A 24,740-nucleotide genomic window follows, 5' to 3' on the forward strand; every position below is an offset into this window, starting at 1 on the left:
ATGAACGCGTTTAGCCCGCTACCGTCGTTTGAGTTTGACGACAAGATTCTGATGCAAGGTGCGGAAATTTCGCGCAAGCTCGATCAGCTGCGTCTGGAGAATTTTCCCCCGAACGCGAAAAAGAACCTGCGCCAGTTCTCGCTCGCGGAGGTCGCACACTATCTTGGCGTCACCCCGAGCAACTTGAAGCGCCTCTATCTCGACGGCAAGGGCCCGAAGCCAATCACAATGTCGGGAAATCGCAGATATTATACTGCCGAGCAGATGTTGGAGCTGCGTTTTTTTCTCGACAGGACGGGTAAGTCGGAAGCTAAGAAATATGTTCCTCACCGCAAGCCGGGCGATAAATTGCAGGTAATTGCGGTCGTCAACTTCAAGGGAGGCTCTGGCAAGACGACCACCACGGCTCACCTTGCGCAGCACTTGGCGCTTACCGGACACCGTGTGCTTGCAATTGATCTTGACCCACAGGCGTCGCTCTCGGCTCTGCACGGTTTCCAGCCGGAGCTTGATCGAAATCCCTCGCTCTACGATGCGATACGCTATGACGACGAGCGCAAGTCGATTGCCGACGTCATTCTGCCGACCAATTTCCCTGGTCTCGATATTGTCCCGGCGAATTTAGAATTGCAGGAATATGAATACGACACGCCTCTTGCGATGCAGACTGGCGCCGATGGGAAGCGCTTCTTCACACGTCTCGGTAAGTCGCTCGAGGAAGTTGACAGCCGCTACGACGTTGTGGTGGTCGATTGCCCTCCGCAACTGGGATATCTCACCTTAACCGCGCTCACCGCGGCGACCTCCGTCTTGATTACAGTCCATCCGCAAATGTTGGACCTGATGTCGATGTCGCAGTTCCTGCTCATGCTCGGCAATATCACCAAGACAATCAAAAAGGCGGGCGCCAATGTGCGTATGGACTGGCTCCGTTACCTGATCACCAGATTTGAGCCTACCGATGTTCCACAGGTGCAGATGCTGGGCTTCATGCAATCGATGTTCGCTGAGGAAATCCTCAAGAGCCCGATGGTGAAGACAACTGCGATCTCCGATGCCGGCTTGACGAAACGCACCCTCTACGAGCTCGATCGCTCAAATTTCACGCGAGAAACCTACGACCGCGCGATCGAATGCATGGATGCCGTCAATTTCGAGATCCAAGGATTGATCCATAGGGCTTGGGGGAGGCTCTAACGATGTTGACCGCCGTCAAAACTACAAGATTTTGCAACCGAAACAAACCGATAACGAGGCTTCGAGGATAGCGATATGGCTCGGAAAAACCCATTCGCGAATGTGATGAGCGACTCGCCGGCCGACAACAACCGGGCGGTGTTTGATTACACCATCCGGGGCGCTTCTAAGTCGATCCTGAATTCCATCGATGAGATGGCGGCCCGTGCAGACAAGCTGCTGGAGGGCGAGACTGTCATCGAATTGGACCCGGATCTAGTCGATGCATCATTCGTGCGCGATCGCATTGAGGAAGACGAACAGGAGTTTAACGAATTGCTTTCGGCAATTCGGGAGCGAGGGCAGGACAGCCCGATCCTGGTGAGGCCTCACCCCAAGGATTCCGAGCGCTATATGGTGGTGTTCGGGCATCGACGTCTTCGAGCGGCAAGGGCGCTCGGAAGAAACGTACGTGCAGTCGTCAAAGACCTAAAAGATAGCGATCATCTAGTCGCGCAGGGGCAAGAGAATTCGGCGCGCGCCAATCTGTCATTTTTTGAGAAGGCAATGTTCGCGAGTGAAATCGCGCGGCTTCACTTCGATGGTGACAACGCAATTATTCTCTCAGCACTCTCCGTGGACAGGGCGACCCTTTCGAAGATGCTGGCGGTGGCGAGCATGCCTCGCGAATTGCTGGATGCGGTCGGAGCAGCCAAGGGCATTGGACGTGACCGGTGGTATGAGCTGAAGACCCTGTTGGAGCGCCCCTCGAATTTGGAGAGGGCACGTGCTTTCCTCGGAACCGAGGAATTCAACGCGAAGACAGGCGACGATCGGTTTAACGTCATGCTGACGCATATCAAGGCATCCGGCCGATCAGGTCCATCGAAACAAGTTCGTGCGAGCAAATGGATTTCTGAAGATAGGTCCGTCGCCGCCGATCTACGGAGCGACGGACGAACTTTTACACTGGCGTTGAAGGCCAAGGATGCGGTTGGGTTTGGAGATTTCCTCTCCGAGAACCTGACGGATCTCTACAAGGCTTATCGAGGCCGAAACGTTCAACAAGGAGAGTAGACCGCAAAAGAAAAAGGCCCCCAACGACGCCGTCGTGGAAGCCTTCCTCGTATTCCTAGCAGATCGAGAATCGCATTTCCACGAATCACAGTCAAGAGTCTTGGCGCCGTTTTTGGTGAGCAGAATTCTTTTGCCTAAACTGAGGTGAAGGCAAATGGAGAGTGGATATGTGACGACGCCCTTTGGGCGGCGGCCGATGTCGCTTGGCATGCTGGCAAGCCAGCAACTGGCCGAGACCATCGAGCCGGGAATGAAACGCAGCAAATGGAAGCTGTTCAGGGCGATCTGCGAAGCACGGCCGGCGCTTGGCGTCACCGATCGGGCGTTGACGGTGCTCGACGCGCTTCTGACCTTCTACCCTGACGACGAAATCTCCGAGGAAAAGGGACTGATTGTCTTCCCGTCGAATGCGCAGCTTTCGTTGCGCGCCCGCGGCATGACGCCGGCAACCCTCAGGCGGCATCTTGCCGTCCTGGTCGAGGCCGGCCTGATCCTGCGCAAGGACAGCCCGAATGGAAAGCGCTATGCGCGCCGCGACAGGGCAGGGGCCGTCGGCGAGGCCTTCGGCTTCAGTGTCGCACCGCTTCTGGCACGTGCTGCCGAGATCGAAAGCCTGGCCGCCCGGACCGTAACCGACCGGGAGCTGTTGCGAGTGACCAGGGAACGCCTGACGCTATGCCGGCGTGACATTTCCAAATTGATCATGACGGCACTCGAAGAAGGGGTTTCCGGTGATTGGGAAGGCATTTCGGCGATGTTTCGAACGCTTCTCGCCCGGATTCCACGCGTGGCGACAGCCGAAGATCTGGTACCGCTGCTCGATGAGATGGGGCTGCTGCGCGCAGAGATCGTCAACATGCTGGAAAGACGGATAAAAACACAAAAAATAGACGCCAATGAGTCTCAAATTGAGCATCACAAACAGAATTCAAAACCCGACTCCATTTATGAACTTGAACCAAGCTTCGAAACGAAGCAGGGCGAAAAGGCAGCGGCCGATAACAACCCGAACGCCGGGCCGCTGGAGGAGCAAAGATTGAAACAGCAAAAGCCTTCCGTCGGGATGAGCAACAGGGCGGGAGGCGCGGCCGATCCGGGCGCCGGACCAGGCCTGAAATCCTTCCCGCTCGGCCTCGTCCTCCAAGCCTGCCCCAGTATTCTCGACTATGGGCCCGGCGGAAGCATCGGCAATTGGCGAGACCTGATGTCGGCTGCCGTCGTCGTGCGCTCGATGCTCGGCGTCAGTCCCTCGGCCTATGAGGAAGCCTGCTCGGGCATGGGGCCGGAAAACGCCGCCACCGTGATCGCCTGCATCCTGGAGAGGGGAGGGCACATCAACTCACCCGGCGGTTATCTCAGAGATCTGACCCGAAGGACCGAAAGAGGCGAGTTTGCAATCGGACCGATGCTGATGGCGCTCGCGCGGGCGAATGGGCCGACGGCGAGGCAGGCCAGCTGAGGGGAGGGGAGGCGGGTGTCTGCTTCGGCCGAAAATGCCTGCCCGGATGAGGTTCACTTTGGCGGAGCGATTTCCTCCACTGTCGCGGCCGGCGTCAGGATCGAATGGGCTTTGGGGATGAGAGCGGTGGTTGTCTCTGTCAACTCTATCGTTCAGCGGCCCATCGGTCTCATTAGGCCCGGTGGCTTCCATCAAGGGGTCCGAAAGCCTTGGAATTTAGTCGACCTTTCATGCGTCAAGGCTGGTTTCCTGGCAAATAATCACTCGTCAATCCTGACGAGCGTCGGTGGGATCCCAGCGACACGGAAGAGAAGGCAATGCAATGGCGGAAGTAATCTGAGATATAGCTTCTAGTTAACGAGGTGTTTACCATAATTTCAATGTGTTGTGCATCAACATTATCTCTCACATCATGCGGCGCGGTGGGGATAACGGGTGGCGGATCGTCATTGTTATGATTGACGGTGACAGCGTTGAAGGAATTGTGGGCGCAGCATCGGCGACGAACGATCCAGACGCAATTGGTCGGCCCAGTAGGTTCCGGCGACCTCATTCGCCATTGCCGTTTCGAACCAAAGCGGCAAGTCCGTGAAGTGGGGGAGCTCCCTGCGGACTTTTCATCCGAAGCTCAGCCCAAGAGGAACGCAGCATGGATGCAAGTGGCGATTTGATCGAGAATATAGTTGCCGCCGAACATAGCCAGCTGGACGCAGCCGTCGTTCCGCGCGCGATAGAGAACCACGGCGTCATCGGCGATCGCGCTTGTCGCTACCGATGGCACGATAGACTTTCTGTGCTGGCCCGATTTCGACAGTCCGACGATTTTTGCGGCGCTGCTCGAACCGGAGCGTGGTGGCATGTTTCAGCTTGCTCCGGAGCTTGCAGATGCCCGCGTGACGCAACAGTACCTTCCGGATACAAAGGTATTGCTCACACGTTGAATGGCAAGCGACGAACTCACTGACTTTATGTAAGTGAAGAACAGACGTAGCGGCGGCTCGAGCATGATCGTCCAGCGCTTTCGTGCGACGCGCGGGAGTTTGAAAGTGCGTATGTCATGCGCTCCTCGGTTCGAATACGCGACGAGACAGATCCCAGTGGAATCTGAAGACGGCGCTGTGATCGCAGATGATGACCCTCCAAGCTGGATGTGCTGGGTGGCGGTCGATCGGGGAATTCGCCTCGCGACCAGGCGATCCCTCGCAGCGCCCTTTTCCAAGGGCGCATGACATCAGGAACGACATTTACGGAGACATTTGGAAAAATTTCTGGAACGAGGAGAAGGGGCACTTTGTGCAGACCAAGAGCGGCGACATGCTACGACGCGTCGCTGCTGCTCATGCCGCTTGTGAGGTTTGTCAGGGCCACGGATCGGAGGTGGCTGTCGACCTTGAAGGCGATCGGCGACCAACTGGCGGACGACGGCGTCGAGCACCGGTATCGCAGTAACGACGGCCTTGAGGGGGAGGAGGGCGCCTTTTCAGCCTGCTCGTTCTGGTATGCCGAGCGTCTTGCACGAGCAGGCGACACCAAGAGAGCCCGCAAGGTCTTTGAGTCAATTCTGAACTATGCCAACCATCTCGGCCTGTACGCCGAAGAGTTTGATACTAAGGCACAGCTCGCTGGCAATTTCTCCCATTATTATCCAAGCCGTTTGTAGCATCGACCTCACCTCCGTGGCGCAAGCCACGGAGGTGAGGTCCCACTTGCTATTCGTCCGCGGTTTGAAAAAGGGAGTCTTTGCGCGAAAAAGAAGCACATCATGCGCTCACCGCATAGCTGAGATGAGAGATTGTGGCTGTTTTAAACCGATTGAAGCGCCTATATCTCCATCATCGAAACGGCGCCGGAACCAACCAAGGTTGCTGACGTCAGACAGCCCTCATGAAAGGGGATCATCATGAACGTAGCACGCTCTTTCAACAACTGGCGCAAGTTCCGTCAGACGGTCACCGAACTCGGACGCATGTCCAGCCGTGAACTGCAGGACCTCGGCATCGATCGGGCAGACATTCGCAGCGTTGCCCGCGCCTCGATCGCGCGCTAACCGCCCAGCACGACTTGAATCCACATCGGTTGATGCCCGCTCCTAAGGCGGGCATTTTTGCGTCGAGGGCCGTGCCCGGCGACGTATGGAGCTCCGGTCGTATTGGATTCTTGCGGTTTGCGCCTTACGCATGGCTGCGGTGCAACATAAGACATTTGCATCGTCCGGGGCCTGTGTATGATTGTATCTGTCGAAGCAATGCACCTCCTCCCGCAAAGCTTCGCTTTCAGCCGGCCCACTTCTCCTCCCATGGGACGTCTGTAAAAACAGCGGCACTCCTCCTCCCAGTCGCTGTTCGATCTTCAAAAAGCCTGCCGCACCTCCTCCCGCGGCAGGCTTTTTTTGTATCAAGCCTCTTCCCGACGCAGATTAAGATCGAGTGCAGCCGTCCCCAACCTCGTCACTCAGCCTGCCGGACTCGGCTGCCCCTGGCACCGGGCCGGCAGTTCGCTCGAGAGCGATATCCCGCACAGCTACTGCTGGTCTCGGAGGACACGCTGATCCAATACCGGCGCCGATGCCGTCAGTCATCGCATCATAAGGAGGTGCCGATCGCTACGAGCCTTCGCCCGCCTCAACGGCTTCGATGAACTCATCGAATGTTCGTCCTAGCACGCGGACCTCTTCCGACCACGCGCCGGCAAAGACAAACGGAATGGAGATGTAACTTCCGCTGATTATCCCATAAGCGGTCGGGCCGCTATTCGAACCAATCAAGAACCGGTCGACCTGAAACTCGAGGAGTTGATAACCGTCGGCCTTGGCAAGTTCCGCGACACTCCACAGAACGAGATATCCTTGACCGACTTCATCGTTGAATCCATTCGAGATGCGCAAAAACGCCTTGTAGTCTTCCGGCAAGATGATCAAGAGCGAAGTCTCACATGCCTCGATCTCCGACAAATTGGCGCCAGGCAATTGATATCCATGCAGCAACCTTCCCAGCATGCGAGACACTCCGGTTCGAAATGCAAGGCGTTGACGAGCGCAGAATTGGGCATCCCACTCCGCATGCAACCGCGCCTGCGGATACGGACCCCGCCGGTCGATTCGACGCCAAGGAGCATAAGATCAGTCTCGACAAGGCCTACGTTACGAGCGTTTAGCCGCCCTGAAATCTGTTGGGCTCGAGCCGATCAGTTGCCGGAACTGGGTCGAAAAATGGAACGCCGAGTGAAAACCCAGGAGACCGGCGATCTCCTTGATCGATTTGTCTGTGTTCACCAGAAGGTCGATGGCCCGCTGGAGGCGTACCCTCATCTGATACTGCTTGGCCGACATGCCAGTCTGCTCGCGAAAAAGACGCCGGAAATAGGGATAGCTGACGCCAAGTTCGTCGGCAAGCTGCTCAACGGACAGAGGCTGGCCGCAGCGTTCCATGAGAATCATCCGTGCACGATCAACGAGCCTGTCGGCAGCGTTGCTATTGAGATCGGCTGGGCGGCATAAAAGGGCGAGCAGCTGAAGTCCAAGGGTCGACAGCAGCGGCTGATTGCGCAGGCAATCGTCCTGCGCCAACGCGTGAATTGACGCGAATACATCGGCAATTTCGGAGCTGCTGGCGTGGACAGGCTGCTCAGGGCGCAACAGACCTGCATCGCAGGCAAAATCGAAGGCGCTCCCCCGGCATTCGATCCAGTGCTCAACCCAACCGGCCCGACGATCTGGCGCAAAACGGTGCCATACGCCGGGAAAAAGCAGGAAAATCGAGCCGCCGGCGATGGCAACTTGCCGACGCGATGGTCCGAATTCCAGCCGGCCGCTGCCGGCGCTGATCTGGACGATCTGATAGGCGCTCAGGATCCGGCCACGCGACCAGCTGAAATGGTGGTCGTTGGGATGACGGCTCGGCGGGTAGTCGGAATTCGATCCGATCTCTGTATACCCGGTGGAGATGGCCGTACAGCCCCATGCGGCGCAGAGGCGATTGTCGGGCATGTAGACGAAGTAACTTTGCATGACGGCGGCCAAGTCTGAGGATCATATTTTGCATGCAAAAGATCACTTTTGCGGAAATTGCCGACGTGTCAACGAAAATTCCTAGTGTTAACGTCACTATGCAAGGTCAGTTTTAGAATGACGCTGCAAAATATTTGCTGAGATCATCAGCGGGCCGCCGCTGCCGGGGAGGGCAGTGGCCGGGAGGAGAAAGACATGAAAAATCAAGCCACACTGCTGGTGGTTGCCGCGTGCCTTGCGGCTTCCGCTTCTTATGCCGAGGACTTTCACGGGTTCGATCCGGCGAAGTTCGACGGCAAGATGCTATCGACCGAAAATCTGAAGGCGATGGTGGTCGATGCGACCAAGGCAACGCCACCGAGAAACGGAAAGAGTTACAGTATCGGATTCGCGAACCTGCAGCGCGACATCGCCTTCGGCGTGCTCGTCGAAAAGGGGATCCAGGAAAATGCCGATGCTGCCGGCGTCGACCTCGTGATTGCGGATAACCGCCTCGACGGGCCGACTGCGCTCGCCAATGCCAAATCCTTTGCAGAGCGCAAGGTTGACTACGTCATCGAATTTCAGACGGACGCCAATTTCGGGCAGACGGTGATGGATGTGTTCAAACCGGATGGCACAAAGGTCACTGCGATCGACATCCCGATGCCGGGCGCGAGCTTCTTCGGGGTCAACAACCCGAAATCTGGCTTCATGGGTGGGTCCTATCTCGCAACGGCGGCTGCAAAGAAATTCGGCGCCGATGTCGTGAAGACCGGTTATCTGGTCATCGGCGCTTTACCGCAGTCGGGCGTCATCCCGCGCATGCGCACGGATGGGCAGCGGGCCGGCTTTATGGCGCTGACCAAGGATTTCCCCGCCGATCATATCATCGAGATCGATACCAAGAACACGCTGCAGGAATCTTTTGCGCAGATGAACAATGTCATCGGTCGCATTCCGCCCGGCGCGCCGATCCTCATCATTGCCATCAACGATCAGGCAACGATGGGGATGCTGCAGGCCGTGCGGGCTGCCGGTCGCGTCGATCAGGCAATTGCGGTTGGCAATGGGGCAGATGAGGCTGAGGCGCTCGCCACCGATCCGAACCTGGTTGCTGCGACCGGTTCATTCCCCGGCAGCTACGGCAATTATCTAATTCCAATCGCGCTCTCCGCACTTGCCGGAAAGCCGGTTCCGGAGGCGACCTTCGTGACGCACCAAATGGTCACCAAGGCCAATATCTGCAAGTTCTACAAGGAGTTTGCCTGCGCCGGCGAGGCGGATGGATACGTGTTTCCGGAAGCGGAATTTTCAACCTACCTCGCAGACCTGAAGAAGCAGGATTGGCTGAAGGGCTATGAGGCCATTCTCCCTCAGCAATGAGCGAGACTGCGTCAGGGAGCGTGACATGACCGTCCATAGCACCGAAGGGAGCCGCAATCGGCGGCTCCAGATCGCCAATGTCAGCAAAGCATTTGCCGGCGTGACGGTACTGAAGAACGTGTCGCTTTCTGCCGATGCGGGTGAGATCGTGGCGCTTCTTGGCGCCAATGGCGCAGGTAAGTCTACGCTCATGAAAATCCTCTCCGGTGTCTACACGCTGGACACCGGACAGATTAGAATTGACGACACGCCCAGGAATATCTCCACGCCTCGGGATGCCGTTGCGGCCGGCATCCGGCTGATGCCACAGGAGCTTTCCGTACATCCGGACCTTTCGGTCGCCGAAAACATCGCGCTTGGCTCCATGCCGAAGCGCCGCTTTTTGGGTATTCCGATGATCGATCAGGTGGCCGTCGACGCACAGGCGCGGGCGCTCCTGAAGCGATTGCGGCTCGACCATATCGAGCCCGGCCGGCGCATGGGCTCGCTGCCATTGTCCGAACAGCGCATTGTCGAAATCGCCCGCGCGCTGGCCGGCAAGGCGCGGATCCTGATCATGGACGAGCCGACGGCGTCGCTGAGTGAGGCAGATGCCGACAATCTGTTCGATGTCATCGAGGCCCTGAAAGCCCAAGGCGTCACCATCATCTATATTTCGCATTATCTGGACGAGGTCTTCCGGCTAAGCGACCGTATTGTTGTCTTGCGTGACGGCGAGGTCCGAGGTCAGTTCGAAACCCGTGACACCAGTCGCGACGCAATTCTGACGGCGATGCTCGGCAGCGAACTCGGCGACCTCTACCCCGTAAAATCGAAAGTGCTTCAGGGCGCAAAGACCGTCCTGTCGGTCGATGGACTGTCACTTCCTGGATGGCTCGACGGCGTGGCATTGACCGTGCGACGCGGTGAGGTTTTCGGCGTCTTTGGCCTTATCGGCTCCGGCGCCGAGAAGATAGGCCGGGCAATCTATGGCGCCGAGCCTGCCGCCCATGCCGAGGCCATTCTGCTGAACGATGTGGACATTGGTCTCTCTGGGCCGCGAAAGAGAGTGCGTAGCGGCATCGGGTTCGTGGCCGCGGAGCGAAAGCGCCAGGGCCTGATTGGCAATTTGTCGGTGCGAACCAACACGACACTGCCTTACCTCGGACTGTTCACGCTATCCGGCGTTGTCGACCAAAAGCGGGAAGACGACAGCACCCGTGAATGGATCAAAACCCTGCGGGTCAAGACCTCAGGTCCGGACCAAGAGATCCGCCTTCTGTCCGGCGGCAATCAGCAAAAGATCTGCCTTGCGCGTTGGCTGCTCGGAAACCCGGATGTTCTGATCCTCGAAGAGCCGACACGCGGGGTCGATCTTGGTGCCCGGCGCGAGATCTACATGGAAATCCGCCGGCTGGCGGAGGCGGGGCTGGCGATCCTGATCGTCTCCTCGGATGCGGAAGAGGTGGCGGGGCTCGCAGATCGCTGCCTCGTACTCGAGGATGGCAAGGTCGTCGCCGAGCTTGGGCAGGACGCAACCGCGACGGACCTGATGCAGGCAGCCGAGCCGCGGGCAGCCCTCCGCGATACGAATGAACTGGAGAAAACATGACCAACTCGTCTTCCATTCCCTCAGCGTCGGAATCGTCGAAGAGGTCGGCAAATTCACTCAGCGACCTTCTTGGCCGCCCGGCCGCCGGCATCGTTCTTTTGCTGGTGTTCTACGCCCTGCTGCTGATCGCCTTTTCGGTTTTCTCCCCCTATTTCCTGACGCTGAGCAACCTGTCCAACATCGGCACCAATATGGCCTTCATCGGGCTGATGGCAGCCGCGGGCACGCCGCTGATCATCGGCGGAGGGCTCGATCTGTCCGTCGCCGCCGTCGCCGGTCTTGCTGGCGTTATCGTGGCGCTGATGCATGCCAAGGGAATCAATATCTGGGCGGGCTGCGTCACCGCTCTCATCATCGGCTGCGCGGTCGGCGTCCTGAACGGCTTTATCGTCACCCGGCTGAAACTCAATCCGCTCATCGCCACGCTCGGCACAATGAGCATCTTTTCCGGTCTCTCCATGGTGCTGACCGGCGGCCTTTCGAAGCCGCTCTTCATTCCGGCTTTCAACTGGCTCGGGTCAGGGCGCCTCTTTGGTATCCCGTTTCCAATCATCCTGATGCTGTTGGTCTTCGTCGCACTTTGGCTGATCCTGTCGAAGACACCGTTCGGACGCTTCGCCTATGCGAGCGGCGGCAATCCGGAAGCAAGCAGCCTGCTTGGCGTGCCCGTCGAGCGGACCCAGATGGTGCTCTATGTCGTCTCCGGCCTTTCGGGGGCGGCAGCTGGCATCATCCTTGCAGCAATGCTCGGCGCCGCAGCACCCAACGCCGCGGGCCAGCACCTGCTCACCATCATCGCCGCCATCATCCTTGGTGGCACCAGCCTCTTTGGTGGACGAGGCAGCGTCTGGGGCACGCTGATTGCCGTTTTGATCCTTGGCACGCTGAACAACGGCCTGACGCTGATGAACGTGTCCTCCTTCTGGCAGGACGTGACTCGAGGCGTCGTCCTTCTAATGGCCGTCGGCCTCGATCAGCTTCGCGTGCGCCTGCAGAGCTGACGTCATTCTCACCCCATCGGAGAAACAGAAATGTCTGAACGCCCCTTGAAGGCCGGCCTTTTCGGTATCGGTCTGGAGGCCTATTGGTCGCAATTCAACGGCCTGGAAGCGCGGTTGCGCGGCTATGTCGATACCGTCGAGGCAAAGCTTGCGCGCCCAGGCGTCGAGGTCGTCAACCTCGGGCTGATCGACACGCCCGAAAAGGCTATCGAGGCCGGTCACCAGTTTCGCCAAGCCGATGTCGATATCATCTTTCTCTACATCACCACCTATGCGTTGTCGTCGACGGTTCTTCCAGTGGTCCGTCGCGCCAAGGTTCCGGTGATCATCCTCAATCTGCAGCCGACCGCAGCCATCGACTATGCCACTTTCAATGCCCTCGGCGATCGGACAGCGATGACTGGCGACTGGCTGGCGCATTGCTCTGCCTGCCCCGTCCCAGAGATCGCCAATGTCTTCCGTCGGGCGGGCATCAGCTTTCACCAGGTGACTGGCGTTCTCACCGGCGATCCCGTCGTCGAAAACGAGATCAACGGCTGGATCGAGGCCGCCCGCGTCGCGCATGTGATGGCGCATAACCGGCTCGGCGTCTTGGGCCGCTACTACAACGGCATGCTGGATATCTATTCAGACCTCACCGCGCAGGCAGCGGCCTTCGGCACCCATATCGAGGTGCTGGAAATCGACGAACTGGCGCAGTTGCGGCGTGATGTGAGCGAAGAAGACGTCTCCACCTGCTTGGCGACGATCATCGCCGAATTCGATGTCCAGCCGGATTGCGACCCCAAGGAACTGGCCCGTGCGGCCAAGACAGCCGTGGCGCTTCGTCAGCTGGTCGACAAGAAATCGCTCGGCTCACTTGCCTATTACTACGAATCCCAGCCCGGCCACGAATATGAGGATATCATCACCTCGGTCATCGTCGGCTGTTCGATATTGACGGCCAGCGGCGTGCCGGTTGCGGGCGAATATGAGATCAAGAACGCCCAGGCGATGAAAATCATGGACAGCTTCGGCGCTGGCGGCTCATTCACCGAGTATTATGCCATGGATTTCGCCGCGGATGTCGTGCTGATGGGGCATGACGGGCCGGGGCATACGAAAATTGCTCAGGGGCGTACGAAGATCCGGCCCCTCAGCATCTTTCACGGCAAGGTCGGCTCCGGCGTCAGCGTTGAAATGTCGGTTCAGCACGGACCGGTGACGCTGCTCTCTATCGTCGAAGACGCCGGCAAAATCAGGCTGCTCTGCGCCGAAGGCGCCTCTGTGGCGGGCCCGATCCTCGAAATCGGCAACACCAACAGCCGTTATCGATTTCCACTTGGAGCCCGGCGCTTTGTTGAGGCGTGGAACGCACAGGGACCCGCCCACCATTGCGCAGTTGGCGTCGGACACATTGCCGGGCGCATCGAGAAGCTTGGAAAACTCCTGGATCTGGACGTCGTAAAAGTCTGCTGACAAGATGGGATGCGGAAGCGCGCCATAGTGGGCAACCGCTTCATCGTGCGAAAGCGCTTGCAAGATACGTTCGGGCCATTGCGGCAAAGCACCTACCCGTCAGCGTTCGTTCAGTCCCGCGTGCCGGGGTAATGAACCGTCGTGGGCGCTTTGCGGGGGAGGCAAACACCATAAGCCTGGCCAGCGATGCCAGCTCCTTGACCTGTCCCCCACGCATCTGCGTAACTGTTGCTTCGGCTGTTTCGGGCATCTGGATGTCCTCGCGGCTTCCTTTGCCCACGCGTGCTCCAAAGCGGAGACAACTTGGTTCTCTTGAACGAAGACGCGCGTGACAGGACTGCGCCGCCTTTCAGATTTCAGAAACCGGCCCGCGCAAAGCCTCGCGCTATTGTTCCTTCTGCCAAGTAGGCCCTTTTTCTGGAAGCGCCACCGACCGCCCGTCTGGGGCGATCAGCCGCAACTCGCCAAATGACGCGAGCCTGAGCTCTATGCGGGTATCACCTCGGTGTGCCTGATTACTCTCCGAGCGGATGAGTGATATCCGCTTTGGAGGTCCCCAATGTCAGACCATCGCCTTCCGCCTGCGCCATCGCCTTCACCAGCGCGATGACCGTTTCGCGGATATTGCTGTCGGCGATCTTTAGAAAGGCGCGATTGAGCACCAATCCCTCTTTCGTTCGCAGGAATTCAGCGACCGGGTCCATATTCGCGGATAGATCCAGTCCTTGCAGCGTCAACGACTCGGAATTCTCCTGCTCGAAGAAGAAGCTTGGCGACGTCTGAAGCACCTCGGCGATCCGCTGCAGCCGGCTGGCGCCGATGCGATTGATGCCCTTCTCGTACTTCTGAACCTGCTGAAAGGTCACCCCGATCTGCTCGCCAAGCCGTTCCTGGCTCATCCCGAGCAACTGCCGGCGCATTCTGATGCGCGCTCCGACATAGCTGTCTATTGCATTCGCTGTCTTGACATTCATCGTGTGTTTTCAGCCTCGATCGCATTTTCAATCGGCGCAGCTGTAGTATCCCCCGCATGGCTTTTCCATGGTTGTTTTCATATGGCATAGTGGATATGCGACGATCGCGACTGACTGTGATATGAAAGCCCCCCAAAAAGACGTGAAATCACGCAGTAATCACGCGGCGGAAGCGCAAATCGAACAAAAGCCGTACCGATTAGGATAAAACTGGGCTGTAGTTGCGTCCCGGCTTGCGTTAAATGCTCTTCAGCGACCGCCGCACGAGAGTCTTCCCAGCCCCGATCGCCCGAAAATCCATCGAATAATAGCGACGTGGCACGGCACCGGCCGTGCCTGTGCAGGAGAAGTATTGATGGCAACCGTTGCCGAGAGCGCGCCTCGTTTCGAAAAAACAACCATGTCTATTCTGATGGCGGTCAGCTTCTGCCACATGTTGAACGACATCATGCAGTCGCTGCTCGCCTCACTCTATCCGCTGTTCAAGGCGAACTACGATCTCGATTTCGTGCAGATCGGCCTCCTTACCATGACGTTCCAGGTCACGGCTTCACTGCTGCAGCCGCTGGTCGGCATCGTCACCGACCGCTGGCCGATGCCCTATTCGCTGCCCGTCGGCATGGCCAGCACCTTTTGCGGGCTCATTCTGCTCGGCAATGCCGGCAGCTTCGCCCTGCTGCTGGTTGCCGCAAGCCTGATCGGCTTCGGCTCGGCGGTCTTCCACCCGGAATCTTCGCGTGTTGCCCGTCTTGCCTCTGGCGGCCGCCACGGTTTCGCGCAATCCTTCTTCCAGGTCGGCGGCAATGCCGGCCAGGCGATCGGTCCGCTGCTTGCCGCCTTCATCGTGCTGCCGCTCGGTCAGCACAGCGTCTCATGGTTCGCCGCCATCGCCATGGTCGGCATGGTCGTGCTGAGCTGGGTCGGTAACTGGTACATCAGCCACAGGCGCCAGAATGCCAGCAAGCCGGCGGTAAGCCGGACCCTGCCGCTGCCGCAGAACAGGGTCGTCTGGGCGCTGCTCATCCTCGTGCTGCTGACGGCAACGAAGAATGTCTACATGGCCAGCGTATCGAGCTACTTCACCTTCTATGTCATCGACAAGTTCGAGCTCAGCGTGCAGCAGGCACAGCTGATGCTCTTCCTGTTCCTCGGTTCGGTCGCCGTCGGCACCTTCCTTGGCGGGCCGATCGGTGACCGCTTCGGTGCCCGTTTTGTCATCTGGTTCTCGATCCTCGGCGTCATTCCCTTCGCGCTCCTGCTTCCCTATGCCAACCTCTTCTGGACGGGTGTGCTCAGCGTCGTCATCGGCCTGATCTTCGCTTCGGCCTTCTCTGCAATCGTCGTCTTCGCGCAGGAACTGGTGCCCGGCCGCGTCGGGCTGATTGCCGGGGTCTTCTTCGGCTTCGCATTCGGGGCAGGGGGGCTTGGTGCAGCCCTGCTCGGCAGTTTCGCCGACACCCATGGCATCGATTTCGTCTACCGCATCTGCTCCTACCTGCCGCTGCTCGGTCTCCTCACGGTCTTCCTGCCGCGTATTCCCAAGCAGAAACCAGTCTGAGGCGACATCGCCATCGATCGAGCCGGAATGTCACCGACACTCCGGCCCGGTTCATCATGCAGTTTCGCACGTCGCCTTCGCCCACAGGCCCGAACGTATTTTTCTCCTCCTATGGGGAAGAGGGATCACCATTCCTTTAATCCACTATTTTTATAGATAATATTCGTGAGAATAGTGACGTCGATCTCGGCACGATATTGGAAGGAAATGGCATGTCTGCTCACAAACTGGTCGGCCTTGCGGGTAGCTTCAACCGCCCCTCGAAGACCTTTGCGCTTGTCGAAAACGTTGCCGGTCTCGCCGCTGAGAAATACGGCTTCGACAACACCATCTACGATCTGACCGATGTCGGCCCCTCGCTTGGCCAGGCGCTGCGCCGTGACGATCTCGACAGTCGCGCCAGGGAAGTGATCGACGACATCGTCAATGCCGACGTACTTGTCATCGGCGCTCCGACCTACAAGGGCAGCTATCCCGGTCTCTTCAAGCACCTGATCGACCTAATCGATCCGCATGAACTGCGCGCCAAGCCGATCGTCATCACCGCAACCGGCGGCGGCGACCGTCATGCGCTGATGGTCGAGCACCAGCTCCGCCCGCTCTTCGGTTTTTTCATGTCGCACACGCTGCCGACCGCGGTTTACGCGTCCGACCGCGACTTCACCGATTACCGCGTCTCATCCGATCCACTTTCCAAGCGAATCGGGGAAGTCATCGGCGAGCTCGAGGCGTTCTTTCCCAGCCGGAATCAGGCGCTGATCGCTGCCGAGTAAAGAGCGTCGGGATAAGCTTGAAACGGCGCCACGAAGGCGCCGTTTTCATTTTTGGAGCATGCTCTCGAGCCCCAATTAATCCATAAATTTGGTGGAAATTTATCCTGCCGATATCGATGGCAGGGCAAGAGTTTTTCCGGGCCTTGCTCCACATCAGACATTCGTGCTTCGCTCGCGATCTGCGCATTTGCCATGATCGGCCCGCTCGGGGCGTTCGGCCTCTTTCAGTCAGACGGGATATACAATGACCAAGAACAAAAATCTTCACGGCTTCCACCTTTCGCGCCGGGCGGCTCTTGCCGCCGTCGCCATTTCCGCGGCCGCAGTCTTTTCCTTTGCCGCACCCGCGCCTTCCCATGCCGAGGATAAGTCGATCAAGGTCGGCATCATGGCCGGCGAGGAGGAGGATATTTGGCGCGTGGTCGCAAGCGAGGCGGGCAAGAAGGGTCTCAAGATCGAGACCGTCATCTTCAACGACTACACCCAGCCGAATGAAGCGCTGGAGCGCGGCGAAGTCGATGCCAACGCCTTCCAGCACCAGCCCTATCTCGACAACCAGATCCAGCAGCACGGCTATCACATCGTTCGCGTCGGTTATACCGGGGTCTGGCCGATCGGCCTTTACACCAAGAAATACAAGTCCGTCGCCGAGATCCCGGAAGGTGCCGTCATCGGCGTGCCGAACGATCCCTCGAACGAAGGACGCGCACTGCGCGTTCTCCAGAGCGAAGGCCTGATCAAACTGAAGGACGGCACCGGTATTCTCGCCACCGTCGCCGACGTCACCGACAATCCAAAGAAGATCGAGATCAAGGAACTCGACGCCGGCATCGTCGGCCGTTCGATCGACGATCTGGATGCCGGTATCGTCAACACCGACTGGGCGCTGAAGAGCGGTCTTTCGCCGGCCGAACGCATTGCCCAGGAGCCGATCGCTGATAATCCATACCGCAACTTCATCGCCGTCAAGGACGACAACAAGGATGCCGAATGGGTCAAGACGCTTGTGTCTTCTTATCAGAACGACACCGTCAAGGCCGAATTCGACAAGGTCTACAAGGGCACCGGTCTCAGCGCCTATTGATCCGAGGCAGGGCTGGGGTTAGAGCCTTTCCGGGTTAGATTGAAGCATTCTGTTGGCTCAAACGGAGTCGGATGGTCGACCGGCCGGCGCGCGTCGTAGCCAAGCTCTACGGCCAAGCCGGCCGGTCGATCAGGCGGCCCGTTTCAGCCAACCCGAAGGGCCGGGCATCTTTGCGCCAGGGCAAAGGCGATCGGCTCGGACGTACCAAGAGGTATGCCCGTCGCCAATCGCCTTTGCCCTGACGAAAACCTGCTCCGGCAGAATGCTTCAATCTAACCCGGAAAGGCTCTAAGGCCTGCCGAAAGGCGGTCCGGGCGTTCTCTGCCCGGACCGCCTTCAGTGTTTGTAAGGAAAACCACATGAATTCCCTTGTTTCCACCACGGCGATCGAGGCGCAGTCGCAAGCGGCGGCTTCCGAAGAGGTGGTGAGACTGACCGACTTGAAGCGACGGTTCGGAACCACTGCAGCCCTCGATGGCATTTCGCTGACGGTGAAGAGAGGCGAGATCCTCGGTATCATCGGCCGCAGCGGCGCCGGCAAATCGACGCTGATCCGCTGCCTGAACGGCCTGGAGCGCGCCGATAGCGGCGAGGTCCTCATCGAGGGCCGAGACATCACCGGACTTTCAGAACGGGACCTGCAGCCGCTGCGCCGCCGCATCGGCATGATCTTCCAGCATTTCAATCTGCTTTCTGCCAAAACCGTCGAAGAAAACGTCGCGCTGCCGCTGAAGATCGAGGGTCTTGCAAAGAGCGAGCGCCTGAAACGGGCGCATGAGCTGCTCGAACTCGTCGGCCTTGCAGACAAGGCGAAGGCTTATCCCGTATCGCTATCCGGCGGCCAGAAGCAACGCGTCGGCATCGCCCGGGCGCTGGCGGCACGCCCGGCACTGCTGTTGTCCGACGAGGCGACATCGGCGCTCGATCCGGAAACGACCCGGTCGATCCTGGCATTGCTGAAGGACATCAACCGTAAGCTCGGACTGACCATTCTGCTGATCACCCACGAGATGGAAGTGGTCCGCGGCATTGCCGATCGCGTCGCGGTCATCGATGCCGGGCGGATCGTCGAGGAAGGGCAGGTCTGGTCGGTCTTCGCCAATCCGCAGGCTGAAATCACCGGGAGCCTGCTTTGCGGCATCCGCCCGCAGCTTCCTGAGCATATCGCCGGCCGGCTGTCAGCGACGGCGGGCAGCGAAGCGATCCTCAGCGTCGATCTCGCCGGGCCGCAGGCGCAGGGCGCGCTGTTTGCCGAACTCTCGGCAGCTTTGCCGCATTCCTTCCGCCTCGTCCATGGCGGCATCGACCATATCCAGAACCAGCCGGTGGCGCGGTTCTTCATCGCCGTTCCCGCACGCGACCCGGCGCTTGCCGGAAAGGTCGAACAATTCCTGACGGCCCGGTCCGCCCGGGTGGAGGTGCTTGGTTATGACACCGATCATGCTTGAACTGCTTGTTCGCTCCCTTTGGGAGACGATCCTGATGACCCTCGCCTCGGGAGTGATCTCGCTCGTCGCCGGCCTGCCGCTCGGCCTGGCACTGGTCGCGACGGCGCGCGGCGGCATCGCCGAAAGCCTGTGGATCAATCGCGTCCTCGGCGCAGTCATCAACGGCTTTCGTTCAGTGCCTTTCATCATCCTGCTGGTGGCGCTGATCCCGCTGACGCGGCTGATCGTCGGCACCGCGCTCGGCACCTGGGCGGCCATCGTGCCGCTCGCCATCGCCGCAACGCCCTATTACGCCCGTATCGCCGAAGTATCGCTGCGCGAGGTCGACCGCGGGTTGATCGACGCCGTGCGCGCCATGGGCGGCAACCGCTGGACGATCATCCGCGAGGTGCTGGTGCCTGAAGCGCTGCCAGGAATCGTCGCTGGTTTCACCGTCACCCTGGTGACGCTGATCGGCGCCTCGGCCATGGCGGGCGCGATCGGCGCCGGCGGCCTCGGCGATCTCGCCATCCGCTACGGCTATCAGCGTTTCGAAACCAGCGTGATGATCGCGGTAGTGGCCGTCCTCATCGTGCTCGTCTGCGGCATCCAGTGGCTTGGCGACAAGCTGGTTGCCGGGCTGGACCACCGATAAATCAACGCCGGAACTGGGCGGCGGGATGAGCAGCCGGCAACCTGCCGTTCCCGCCGCCGAAAAGCTTCTGCCGCAAGGGTCCTGCAGCATAGTCCGCCTTGAAGACGCCGCGCTCCTGCAGCACCGGCACGACCAGATTGACGAAATCGCGCAGGCTTTCCGGCGCCACTGTCCGCGACAGATTGAAGCCGTCGATGTCACCCTCTTCGATCCATGTCGTGAGATGATCGGCGATCTGTTCGGGCGAGCCGACCACCGGTTTCATCCGGCTGCCGAGTATCGTCTGGTCGATGATCTCACGCAGCGTCACCGGCTTCGCCGCCTGTTTCGTAATGGCCGCAAGTGCGGATTGATTGGCATTGGTCGAGCTCTGGTCGATGACGTCGTCCAATCCATACTTCGAAAAATCGACACCTGTCGAAGCGGAATAATGCGCAAGCGAGGCCTCGACGCTCGCATGGCGGCGATAGTCCTCGAGCTTGTCCTGGGCTTCCTTCTCCGTCCGACCGACGACGACGGTGATCAGGCTCAGGATCTTCAATGCATCCGCGCCGCGGCCGAATTCCTCCGCCTTCGCCCGCAGCGCATCGACGGTCGGCTTGGCCGCCTTGGGATTCGGCCCGGCAATGAAGACGCATTCGGCGTGGCGGGCGGCAAAGTCCTGCCCGCGTGCCGAGGCGCCGGCCTGGAAGAGCAGGGGCGTGCGCTGCGGCGAGGGTTCTGAGAGATGGATGCCTTCCATCCGGTAATATTTGCCGTCGTGACGGACAGAGCGCACTCTGGAGGGGTCGGCATAGACACCGCCTGCCTTGTCGCGCACCACCGCATCGTCGTCCCAGCTGCCTTCCCAGAGCTTATAGAGAATTTCGAGATATTCTTCGGCTGCGTCGTAGCGCGCATCATGTTCCGGCAGCTTGTCGAAACCCATGCTGCGGGCGGCGCTGTCGAGATAACCGGTGACGATGTTCCATCCGATCCGTCCCTTGGTCAGGTGGTCGAGCGTCGACATGCGCCGCGCCAACAGGAAGGGTGGCTCGTAGGTAGTGTTGACGGTCACGCCAAAACCCAGATGTTTGGTGACATAGGCCATCGCCGAAACCGGGATCAGCGGATCATTGACCGGGATCTGCGCGCCCGCCTCGATCACCGGTGCCGGGCTGCCCTTGTAGACATCATAGACACCGACGATATCGGCCAGGAAGATGCCGTCCAGCTTGCCGCGTTCGGCGGTCTTGGCAAGCTCCGTCCAGTAGTCGAGATCGGTATAATGCGCTGAGCGGTCGCGCGGATGCGTCCACAGGCCGTGGTTGATGTGCCCGACGCAGTTCATGTCGAAGGCATAGATCTGCATTGTCTTCATGAGGCGGTTCCCAAAGCCGGCAATAGAAATCAAGGATTTGCCGCATTAATTATCCTGGAGCATGATGCCGAAAAGTGTGAGTGGTTTTCGGGCGACATCATGCTCTAACTATATAATATAGAACAGGATTCAGATTTTAGGCCGGCTCGGCCTAAAATCATCCTGTTCGGGCTCTATCGCACGAGAGGCCGGTGAAATGGTAGGGTGGGGATGAAAAAAGCCGGAGGAACCGCATGACGAAGAAGACGCTGTCGGATTGGGCGGAGCTTGCGCAAAAGGAACTGCGCGCCTCGCCCGAGAAGCTGACCTGGCAGACGCCGGAAGGCATTGCCGTCAAGCCGCTCTATACGGCCGAGGATCTTGACGGCGCCGGGCACCTTGGTTCGCTTCCTGGTTTTTCGCCTTTCACCCGCGGCCCGCGGGCGACGATGTATGCCGGCCGGCCTTGGACGATCCGCCAATATGCCGGCTTCTCGACGGCAGAGGAATCGAACGCCTTCTATCGGCGCAATCTGGCGGCCGGCCAGAAGGGCCTGTCGGTCGCCTTCGATCTTGCCACCCACCGCGGTTATGACAGCGATCATCCGCGCGTCGAGGGTGATGTCGGCAAGGCGGGTGTGGCAATCGACAGCGTCGAGGATATGAAGATCCTGTTCGACGGCATTCCGCTGGGTGAAATGTCGGTGTCGATGACCATGAACGGTGCCGTCATCCCGATCCTTGCCTCCTTCATCGTGGCGGGCGAGGAGCAGGGTGTTTCGCGAGCCGACCTTTCTGGCACCATTCAGAATGACATCCTCAAGGAGTTCATGGTCCGCAACACCTATATCTATCCGCCGGAACCCTCGATGCGGATCGTTGCCGACATCATCGACTATACCGCCCGCGAGATGCCGAAGTTCAACTCCATCTCGATCTCCGGCTACCACATGCAGGAAGCCGGCGCGACACTGGTGCAGGAACTGGCCTTCACGCTGGCCGACGGCCGCGAATATGTCCGCGCCGCCATCGCCAAAGGCCTGAGCGTCGACGAGTTCGCCGGCAGGCTCTCCTTCTTCTTCGCCATCGGCATGAACTTCTTCATGGAAGCCGCCAAGCTGCGCGCCGCCCGCCTGCTCTGGACGCGGATCATGGAAGGGTTTCATCCGAAGAAACAGTCCTCGCTGATGCTGCGCACCCATTGCCAGACCTCCGGCGTCTCCTTGCAGGAGCAGGACCCTTATAACAACATCATCCGCACCGCCTTCGAGGCGATGTCGGCCGTGCTCGGCGGCACGCAGTCGTTACATACCAATTCCTTCGACGAAGCGATTGCGCTGCCGACTGAGTTCTCCTCTCGTATCGCCCGCAACACCCAGCTCATCCTGCAGCACGAGACCGGCGTCACCAAGGTCGTCGATCCGCTGGCGGGCTCCTACTATGTCGAAAGCCTGACGGCCGAGCTCGCCGACAAGGCCTGGGCGTTGATGGAAGAGGTCGAGGCACTGGGAGGCATGACCAAGGCCGTGGCCGATGGCCTGCCGAAACGGCTGATCGAGGAAGCGGCCGCACGCCGCCAGGCAGCCGTCGACAAGGGCGAGGAGGTCATCGTCGGCGTCAACCGCTACAGGCTCGACAACGAACAGCCGATCGACATTCTGGAGATCGACAACAGCGCGGTGCGCAAAGCGCAGATCAGACGTATCGAAGAAACGAAGCGGCGCCGCGATGGCGGAGCCGTGCGCGAGACCCTGGCGGCCCTGGTAGAGATCGCACAGAGCGGCAAGGGCAACCTGCTGGAAGCCGCCATCGCGGCGGCCCGAGCCCGTGCCACGGTCGGCGAAATATCGGACGCCATGCGCGATGCCTTCGGCGATCATGCCGCGACCCCTGAAGTCATCAAGGGCGTCTACGGCGAGGCGTATGCAAACGAGCCGGAACTCGCCGTGCTCAAGACCCGCATGACTGAGGTGACTGAAGCCATGGGGCACCGGCCGAAGATCATGGTCGCCAAGCTCGGTCAGGACGGACACGACCGAGGCGCCAAGGTGATCGCCTCGGCCTTCGGCGATATCGGCTTCGACGTGCTTGCCGGTCCCCTGTTCCAGACACCGGAGGAAGCTGCCGGTGTCGCGCTCAGCGAAAAGGTCAACGTCGTCGGCGTCTCGTCGCTGGCGGCCGGTCACAGGACGCTGCTACCGCAACTGATCGACAGGCTGAGGGAACAGGGCGGTGGCGATATCATCGTCGTCTGCGGCGGCGTCATCCCCCGCCAGGACTATGAATTCCTGCACGAACACGGCGTTGCAGCCGTGTTCGGCCCGGGGACAAACGTTCTCGAGGCGGCAAACTCCGTCCTCGATCTGCTTGAGGGCAGGCGGAGAAACCAGTAGGCTGCAACAATTCCCGGAAAAGTACGACGCGGTTTTTTCGGAATCGCGTCAAACAAAAGGTTAGAGCAGGCCGCGCTTTGCGAGGTTGCTCATCAGCGCCGAAATGCCGAAGGTCCAGGGTGGGCATTCGGTGGAAAGCCGCACGGTGTTGATGAGCGCGCCAAGGCCTGCCGAGGAAATCTCGACGACATCGCCGATCTTGTGCGTAAAGCCTTGCTTCGGCGCGTCGCGGTCCTGCGTCGGCGCAAACAGCGTGCCGAGGAAAAGCATGAAACCGTCGGGATATTGATGATGGGCGCCGACCGTCTGCTTGACGAGATCGGTCGGATCGCGACTGATCTGCGACATCGAACTCTTGCCGTGCATCACGAAGCCGTCCTGGCCTGACACCTTCAGGTCGAGTTCAGCCTTGCGTACATCATCGAGGCTGTAGCCGGCATCGAACAAGCGGATGAAAGGACCGATGGAGCAGGAGGCGTTGTTATCCTTGGCCTTGCCGAGCAGCAGCGCCGAGCGGCCCTCGACGTCGCGCAGGTTGACGTCGTTGCCGAGCGTCGCGCCCGTGATTTCGCCGCGGCTGTTGACCGCGAGCACGATTTCCGGCTCGGGATTGTTCCAGGTCGAGATCGGATGCAGGCCGACATCCGCACCCCAGCCGACGGAGGAGAGCACCGGTGACTTGGTGAAGACTTCGGCGTCCGGCCCGATACCGACCTCAAGATATTGCGACCACATGCCTTCGTCGATCAGTGCCTGCTTGACTTTGGCAGCCTCCGGCGAACCGGCCTTCAGATTGGTGAGGCTGCCACCGATCAGCGTGCTGACGCGCTCGCGGATCGAGGCGGCACGCTCCGGACTGCCGGCCGCCTTCTCCTCGATGACGCGCTCGATCATCGACTGCGCAAAGGTGACGCCGCAGGCCTTCACTGCCTGAAGGTCGACGGGCGCCAGGAGATAGGGACGCGCTTCATCCGGCGTGCCGGTGCTGTTGGCGGCGATATCCTGCAACGAGCCGATCGCCTTGCCGCTCGCAGCGCGCACGAAACCAGCAGCGTCCTGTCGCTCGAGCAGCGCGCTCAGTGTCGGCGCCTCGCGCGAGGTGATGTCGACCAGCTCCTCCTCTCGAAGCGTCACGATGCTTGGCCCGGCAACCTCGGGATTCCAGGCGCGGCCGACAAAAAGACCATCCGAAGCGGCGGCATCGAGCAGAGGTTGAGACATGGTGATCTTCCGTCACAGGCGAGCGGGGAGCGCTCTTCAAAACATTGCGGGGTGTTGCCGCCCTCCACCCCGGCGGCGGCCGAAATCGATCACATTCACGGAGATGGGGCAAGATGCGTCGGGCAAAAAAAGACTTTCGCCCGATCGGTTCAAGCCGTGGCCCGTTGTCGAAAGACCAAGCGT

The 24,740-nt window shown here is 59.6% G+C and carries 22 protein-coding genes and 1 pseudogene; 16 read left to right on the plus strand and 7 right to left on the minus strand.

Going from position 1 to position 24,740, the window contains the following annotated elements; translation table 11 throughout:
• The 3 genes from repA to repC all read left to right on the plus strand — a co-directional run bounded on the left by repA (nt 1) and on the right by repC (nt 3,712).
• Nucleotides 1-1,197, plus strand: coding sequence for a plasmid partitioning protein RepA (gene repA, locus RLCC275e_RS30405; protein WP_003552154.1), 1,197 nt, complete (start codon nt 1-3; stop codon nt 1,195-1,197).
• A gap of 75 nt (nt 1,198-1,272) precedes the next feature.
• Nucleotides 1,273-2,253, plus strand: a complete 981-nt coding sequence (gene repB, locus RLCC275e_RS30410; protein ID WP_033183904.1) for a plasmid partitioning protein RepB — start codon at nt 1,273-1,275, stop codon at nt 2,251-2,253.
• 154 nt (nt 2,254-2,407) lie between these two features.
• On the plus strand, nt 2,408-3,712 hold the full coding sequence (gene repC / locus RLCC275e_RS30415; protein WP_033183245.1) for a plasmid replication protein RepC: 1,305 nt from the start codon (nt 2,408-2,410) through the stop codon (nt 3,710-3,712).
• Between the two features lie 628 nt (nt 3,713-4,340).
• On the opposite strand, the gene RLCC275e_RS34455 is transcribed toward repC, so the two are convergent.
• Complete coding sequence (locus RLCC275e_RS34455) at nt 4,341-4,571, minus strand: hypothetical protein (protein ID WP_245485208.1); 231 nt, start codon at nt 4,569-4,571, stop codon at nt 4,341-4,343.
• Between RLCC275e_RS34455 and RLCC275e_RS34460 the strand changes: the two genes are divergently transcribed.
• The 3 genes and pseudogenes from RLCC275e_RS34460 to RLCC275e_RS30425 all read left to right on the plus strand — a co-directional run bounded on the left by RLCC275e_RS34460 (nt 4,504) and on the right by RLCC275e_RS30425 (nt 5,759).
• The gene (locus RLCC275e_RS34460; RefSeq protein WP_245483595.1) at nt 4,504-4,653 is read left to right on the plus strand and encodes a trehalase-like domain-containing protein; all 150 of its coding nucleotides are present in this window, start codon (nt 4,504-4,506) and stop codon (nt 4,651-4,653) included. The two genes, RLCC275e_RS34455 and RLCC275e_RS34460, sit on opposite strands and share 68 nt — an antisense overlap.
• Nucleotides 4,654-4,860: 207 nt before the next feature.
• Nucleotides 4,861-5,342: pseudogene (locus RLCC275e_RS34815) on the plus strand (glycoside hydrolase family 15 protein); the annotation flags it as partial.
• 270 nt (nt 5,343-5,612) lie between these two features.
• Nucleotides 5,613-5,759 (plus strand): DUF1127 domain-containing protein, encoded by a 147-nt coding sequence (locus RLCC275e_RS30425; RefSeq protein WP_003552150.1) that lies wholly within the window; start codon nt 5,613-5,615, stop codon nt 5,757-5,759.
• 555 nt (nt 5,760-6,314) lie between these two features.
• Here the strand turns inward: RLCC275e_RS30425 and RLCC275e_RS30430 are convergent.
• Both RLCC275e_RS30430 and RLCC275e_RS30435 read right to left on the minus strand, forming a co-directional pair.
• On the minus strand, nt 6,315-6,707 hold the full coding sequence (locus RLCC275e_RS30430) for an SMI1/KNR4 family protein (protein ID WP_033184086.1): 393 nt from the start codon (nt 6,705-6,707) through the stop codon (nt 6,315-6,317).
• A gap of 144 nt (nt 6,708-6,851) precedes the next feature.
• A complete protein-coding gene (locus RLCC275e_RS30435; protein ID WP_245485204.1) occupies nt 6,852-7,730 on the minus strand; it encodes a helix-turn-helix domain-containing protein in 879 nt (292 codons plus the stop codon).
• Nucleotides 7,731-7,913: 183 nt separating this feature from the next.
• Between RLCC275e_RS30435 and RLCC275e_RS30440 the strand changes: the two genes are divergently transcribed.
• From RLCC275e_RS30440 to RLCC275e_RS30455, 4 genes are read left to right on the plus strand one after another with little or no spacing between them, the layout of a single operon-like run.
• Entirely contained in the window at nt 7,914-9,083 is a 1,170-nt protein-coding gene (locus RLCC275e_RS30440; RefSeq protein ID WP_033184085.1) for a sugar ABC transporter substrate-binding protein, read from the plus strand.
• 25 nt (nt 9,084-9,108) lie between these two features.
• Complete coding sequence (locus RLCC275e_RS30445) at nt 9,109-10,674, plus strand: sugar ABC transporter ATP-binding protein (RefSeq protein ID WP_033184084.1); 1,566 nt, start codon at nt 9,109-9,111, stop codon at nt 10,672-10,674.
• Nucleotides 10,671-11,675: an ABC transporter permease gene (locus tag RLCC275e_RS30450; RefSeq protein WP_050516862.1), complete on the plus strand. Its 1,005-nt coding sequence runs from the start codon at nt 10,671-10,673 to the stop codon at nt 11,673-11,675. The genes RLCC275e_RS30445 and RLCC275e_RS30450 overlap by 4 nt, the downstream gene beginning before the upstream one ends.
• A gap of 30 nt (nt 11,676-11,705) precedes the next feature.
• Complete coding sequence (locus tag RLCC275e_RS30455) at nt 11,706-13,133, plus strand: arabinose isomerase (RefSeq protein WP_033184083.1); 1,428 nt, start codon at nt 11,706-11,708, stop codon at nt 13,131-13,133.
• 515 nt (nt 13,134-13,648) lie between these two features.
• On the opposite strand, the gene RLCC275e_RS30460 is transcribed toward RLCC275e_RS30455, so the two are convergent.
• Nucleotides 13,649-14,107 (minus strand): helix-turn-helix domain-containing protein, encoded by a 459-nt coding sequence (locus RLCC275e_RS30460; RefSeq protein ID WP_033184082.1) that lies wholly within the window; start codon nt 14,105-14,107, stop codon nt 13,649-13,651.
• Nucleotides 14,108-14,462: 355 nt separating this feature from the next.
• On the opposite strand from RLCC275e_RS30460, the gene RLCC275e_RS30465 reads away from it, so the two are divergent.
• Both RLCC275e_RS30465 and msuE read left to right on the plus strand, forming a co-directional pair.
• Nucleotides 14,463-15,665, plus strand: a complete 1,203-nt coding sequence (locus tag RLCC275e_RS30465; RefSeq protein ID WP_033184081.1) for an MFS transporter — start codon at nt 14,463-14,465, stop codon at nt 15,663-15,665.
• Nucleotides 15,666-15,877: 212 nt separating this feature from the next.
• On the plus strand, nt 15,878-16,438 hold the full coding sequence (msuE, locus tag RLCC275e_RS30470; RefSeq protein ID WP_033184080.1) for an FMN reductase: 561 nt from the start codon (nt 15,878-15,880) through the stop codon (nt 16,436-16,438).
• Here the strand turns inward: msuE and RLCC275e_RS30475 are convergent.
• A complete protein-coding gene (locus RLCC275e_RS30475) occupies nt 16,414-16,632 on the minus strand; it encodes a hypothetical protein (RefSeq protein WP_130708140.1) in 219 nt (72 codons plus the stop codon). The genes msuE and RLCC275e_RS30475 overlap by 25 nt on opposite strands.
• Nucleotides 16,633-16,682: 50 nt before the next feature.
• On the opposite strand from RLCC275e_RS30475, the gene RLCC275e_RS30480 reads away from it, so the two are divergent.
• The 3 genes from RLCC275e_RS30480 to RLCC275e_RS30490 all read left to right on the plus strand — a co-directional run bounded on the left by RLCC275e_RS30480 (nt 16,683) and on the right by RLCC275e_RS30490 (nt 19,604).
• The gene (locus RLCC275e_RS30480) at nt 16,683-17,522 is read left to right on the plus strand and encodes a MetQ/NlpA family lipoprotein (protein ID WP_033184079.1); all 840 of its coding nucleotides are present in this window, start codon (nt 16,683-16,685) and stop codon (nt 17,520-17,522) included.
• A gap of 359 nt (nt 17,523-17,881) precedes the next feature.
• Entirely contained in the window at nt 17,882-18,970 is a 1,089-nt protein-coding gene (locus RLCC275e_RS30485; RefSeq protein ID WP_033184078.1) for a methionine ABC transporter ATP-binding protein, read from the plus strand.
• A complete protein-coding gene (locus tag RLCC275e_RS30490; RefSeq protein ID WP_033184077.1) occupies nt 18,951-19,604 on the plus strand; it encodes a methionine ABC transporter permease in 654 nt (217 codons plus the stop codon). The genes RLCC275e_RS30485 and RLCC275e_RS30490 overlap by 20 nt, the downstream gene beginning before the upstream one ends.
• A 1-nt stretch (nt 19,605) precedes the next feature.
• On the opposite strand, the gene RLCC275e_RS30495 is transcribed toward RLCC275e_RS30490, so the two are convergent.
• The gene (locus RLCC275e_RS30495; RefSeq protein ID WP_033184076.1) at nt 19,606-20,964 is read right to left on the minus strand and encodes an LLM class flavin-dependent oxidoreductase; all 1,359 of its coding nucleotides are present in this window, start codon (nt 20,962-20,964) and stop codon (nt 19,606-19,608) included.
• 233 nt (nt 20,965-21,197) lie between these two features.
• Between RLCC275e_RS30495 and scpA the strand changes: the two genes are divergently transcribed.
• Nucleotides 21,198-23,336 carry a methylmalonyl-CoA mutase gene (gene scpA, locus RLCC275e_RS30500; protein WP_033184075.1) on the plus strand — a complete coding sequence of 713 codons (2,139 nt, stop codon included), beginning with the start codon at nt 21,198-21,200 and terminating at the stop codon, nt 23,334-23,336.
• A gap of 60 nt (nt 23,337-23,396) precedes the next feature.
• Here scpA and RLCC275e_RS30505 read toward each other — a convergent pair whose 3' ends face one another.
• Nucleotides 23,397-24,557 carry a fumarylacetoacetate hydrolase family protein gene (locus RLCC275e_RS30505; protein WP_033184074.1) on the minus strand — a complete coding sequence of 387 codons (1,161 nt, stop codon included), beginning with the start codon at nt 24,555-24,557 and terminating at the stop codon, nt 23,397-23,399.
• Nucleotides 24,558-24,740: the final 183 nt, after the last annotated feature.

This window comes from Rhizobium brockwellii (assembly GCF_000769405.2).
Classification (GTDB): Bacteria; Pseudomonadota; Alphaproteobacteria; order Rhizobiales; family Rhizobiaceae; genus Rhizobium; species Rhizobium brockwellii.

Coding starts and splice junctions, on each gene's coding strand:
- RLCC275e_RS30485 (WP_033184078.1), top strand. CDS start 17,882: ATGAATTCCCTTGTTTCCACCACGGCGATCGAGGCGCAGTCGCAAGCG.
- scpA (WP_033184075.1), top strand. CDS start 21,198: ATGACGAAGAAGACGCTGTCGGATTGGGCGGAGCTTGCGCAAAAGGAA.
- RLCC275e_RS30460 (WP_033184082.1), bottom strand. CDS start 14,107: ATGAATGTCAAGACAGCGAATGCAATAGACAGCTATGTCGGAGCGCGC.
- RLCC275e_RS30480 (WP_033184079.1), top strand. CDS start 16,683: ATGACCAAGAACAAAAATCTTCACGGCTTCCACCTTTCGCGCCGGGCG.
- RLCC275e_RS30465 (WP_033184081.1), top strand. CDS start 14,463: ATGGCAACCGTTGCCGAGAGCGCGCCTCGTTTCGAAAAAACAACCATG.
- RLCC275e_RS30505 (WP_033184074.1), bottom strand. CDS start 24,557: ATGTCTCAACCTCTGCTCGATGCCGCCGCTTCGGATGGTCTTTTTGTC.
- RLCC275e_RS30425 (WP_003552150.1), top strand. CDS start 5,613: ATGAACGTAGCACGCTCTTTCAACAACTGGCGCAAGTTCCGTCAGACG.
- RLCC275e_RS30475 (WP_130708140.1), bottom strand. CDS start 16,632: ATGGCAAATGCGCAGATCGCGAGCGAAGCACGAATGTCTGATGTGGAG.
- RLCC275e_RS30455 (WP_033184083.1), top strand. CDS start 11,706: ATGTCTGAACGCCCCTTGAAGGCCGGCCTTTTCGGTATCGGTCTGGAG.
- RLCC275e_RS30440 (WP_033184085.1), top strand. CDS start 7,914: ATGAAAAATCAAGCCACACTGCTGGTGGTTGCCGCGTGCCTTGCGGCT.
- RLCC275e_RS30450 (WP_050516862.1), top strand. CDS start 10,671: ATGACCAACTCGTCTTCCATTCCCTCAGCGTCGGAATCGTCGAAGAGG.
- RLCC275e_RS34455 (WP_245485208.1), bottom strand. CDS start 4,571: ATGCCACCACGCTCCGGTTCGAGCAGCGCCGCAAAAATCGTCGGACTG.
- repC (WP_033183245.1), top strand. CDS start 2,408: ATGGAGAGTGGATATGTGACGACGCCCTTTGGGCGGCGGCCGATGTCG.
- msuE (WP_033184080.1), top strand. CDS start 15,878: ATGTCTGCTCACAAACTGGTCGGCCTTGCGGGTAGCTTCAACCGCCCC.
- repB (WP_033183904.1), top strand. CDS start 1,273: ATGGCTCGGAAAAACCCATTCGCGAATGTGATGAGCGACTCGCCGGCC.
- RLCC275e_RS30495 (WP_033184076.1), bottom strand. CDS start 20,964: ATGAAGACAATGCAGATCTATGCCTTCGACATGAACTGCGTCGGGCAC.
- RLCC275e_RS30430 (WP_033184086.1), bottom strand. CDS start 6,707: ATGCTGGGAAGGTTGCTGCATGGATATCAATTGCCTGGCGCCAATTTG.
- RLCC275e_RS30445 (WP_033184084.1), top strand. CDS start 9,109: ATGACCGTCCATAGCACCGAAGGGAGCCGCAATCGGCGGCTCCAGATC.
- RLCC275e_RS30490 (WP_033184077.1), top strand. CDS start 18,951: ATGACACCGATCATGCTTGAACTGCTTGTTCGCTCCCTTTGGGAGACG.
- repA (WP_003552154.1), top strand. CDS start 1: ATGAACGCGTTTAGCCCGCTACCGTCGTTTGAGTTTGACGACAAGATT.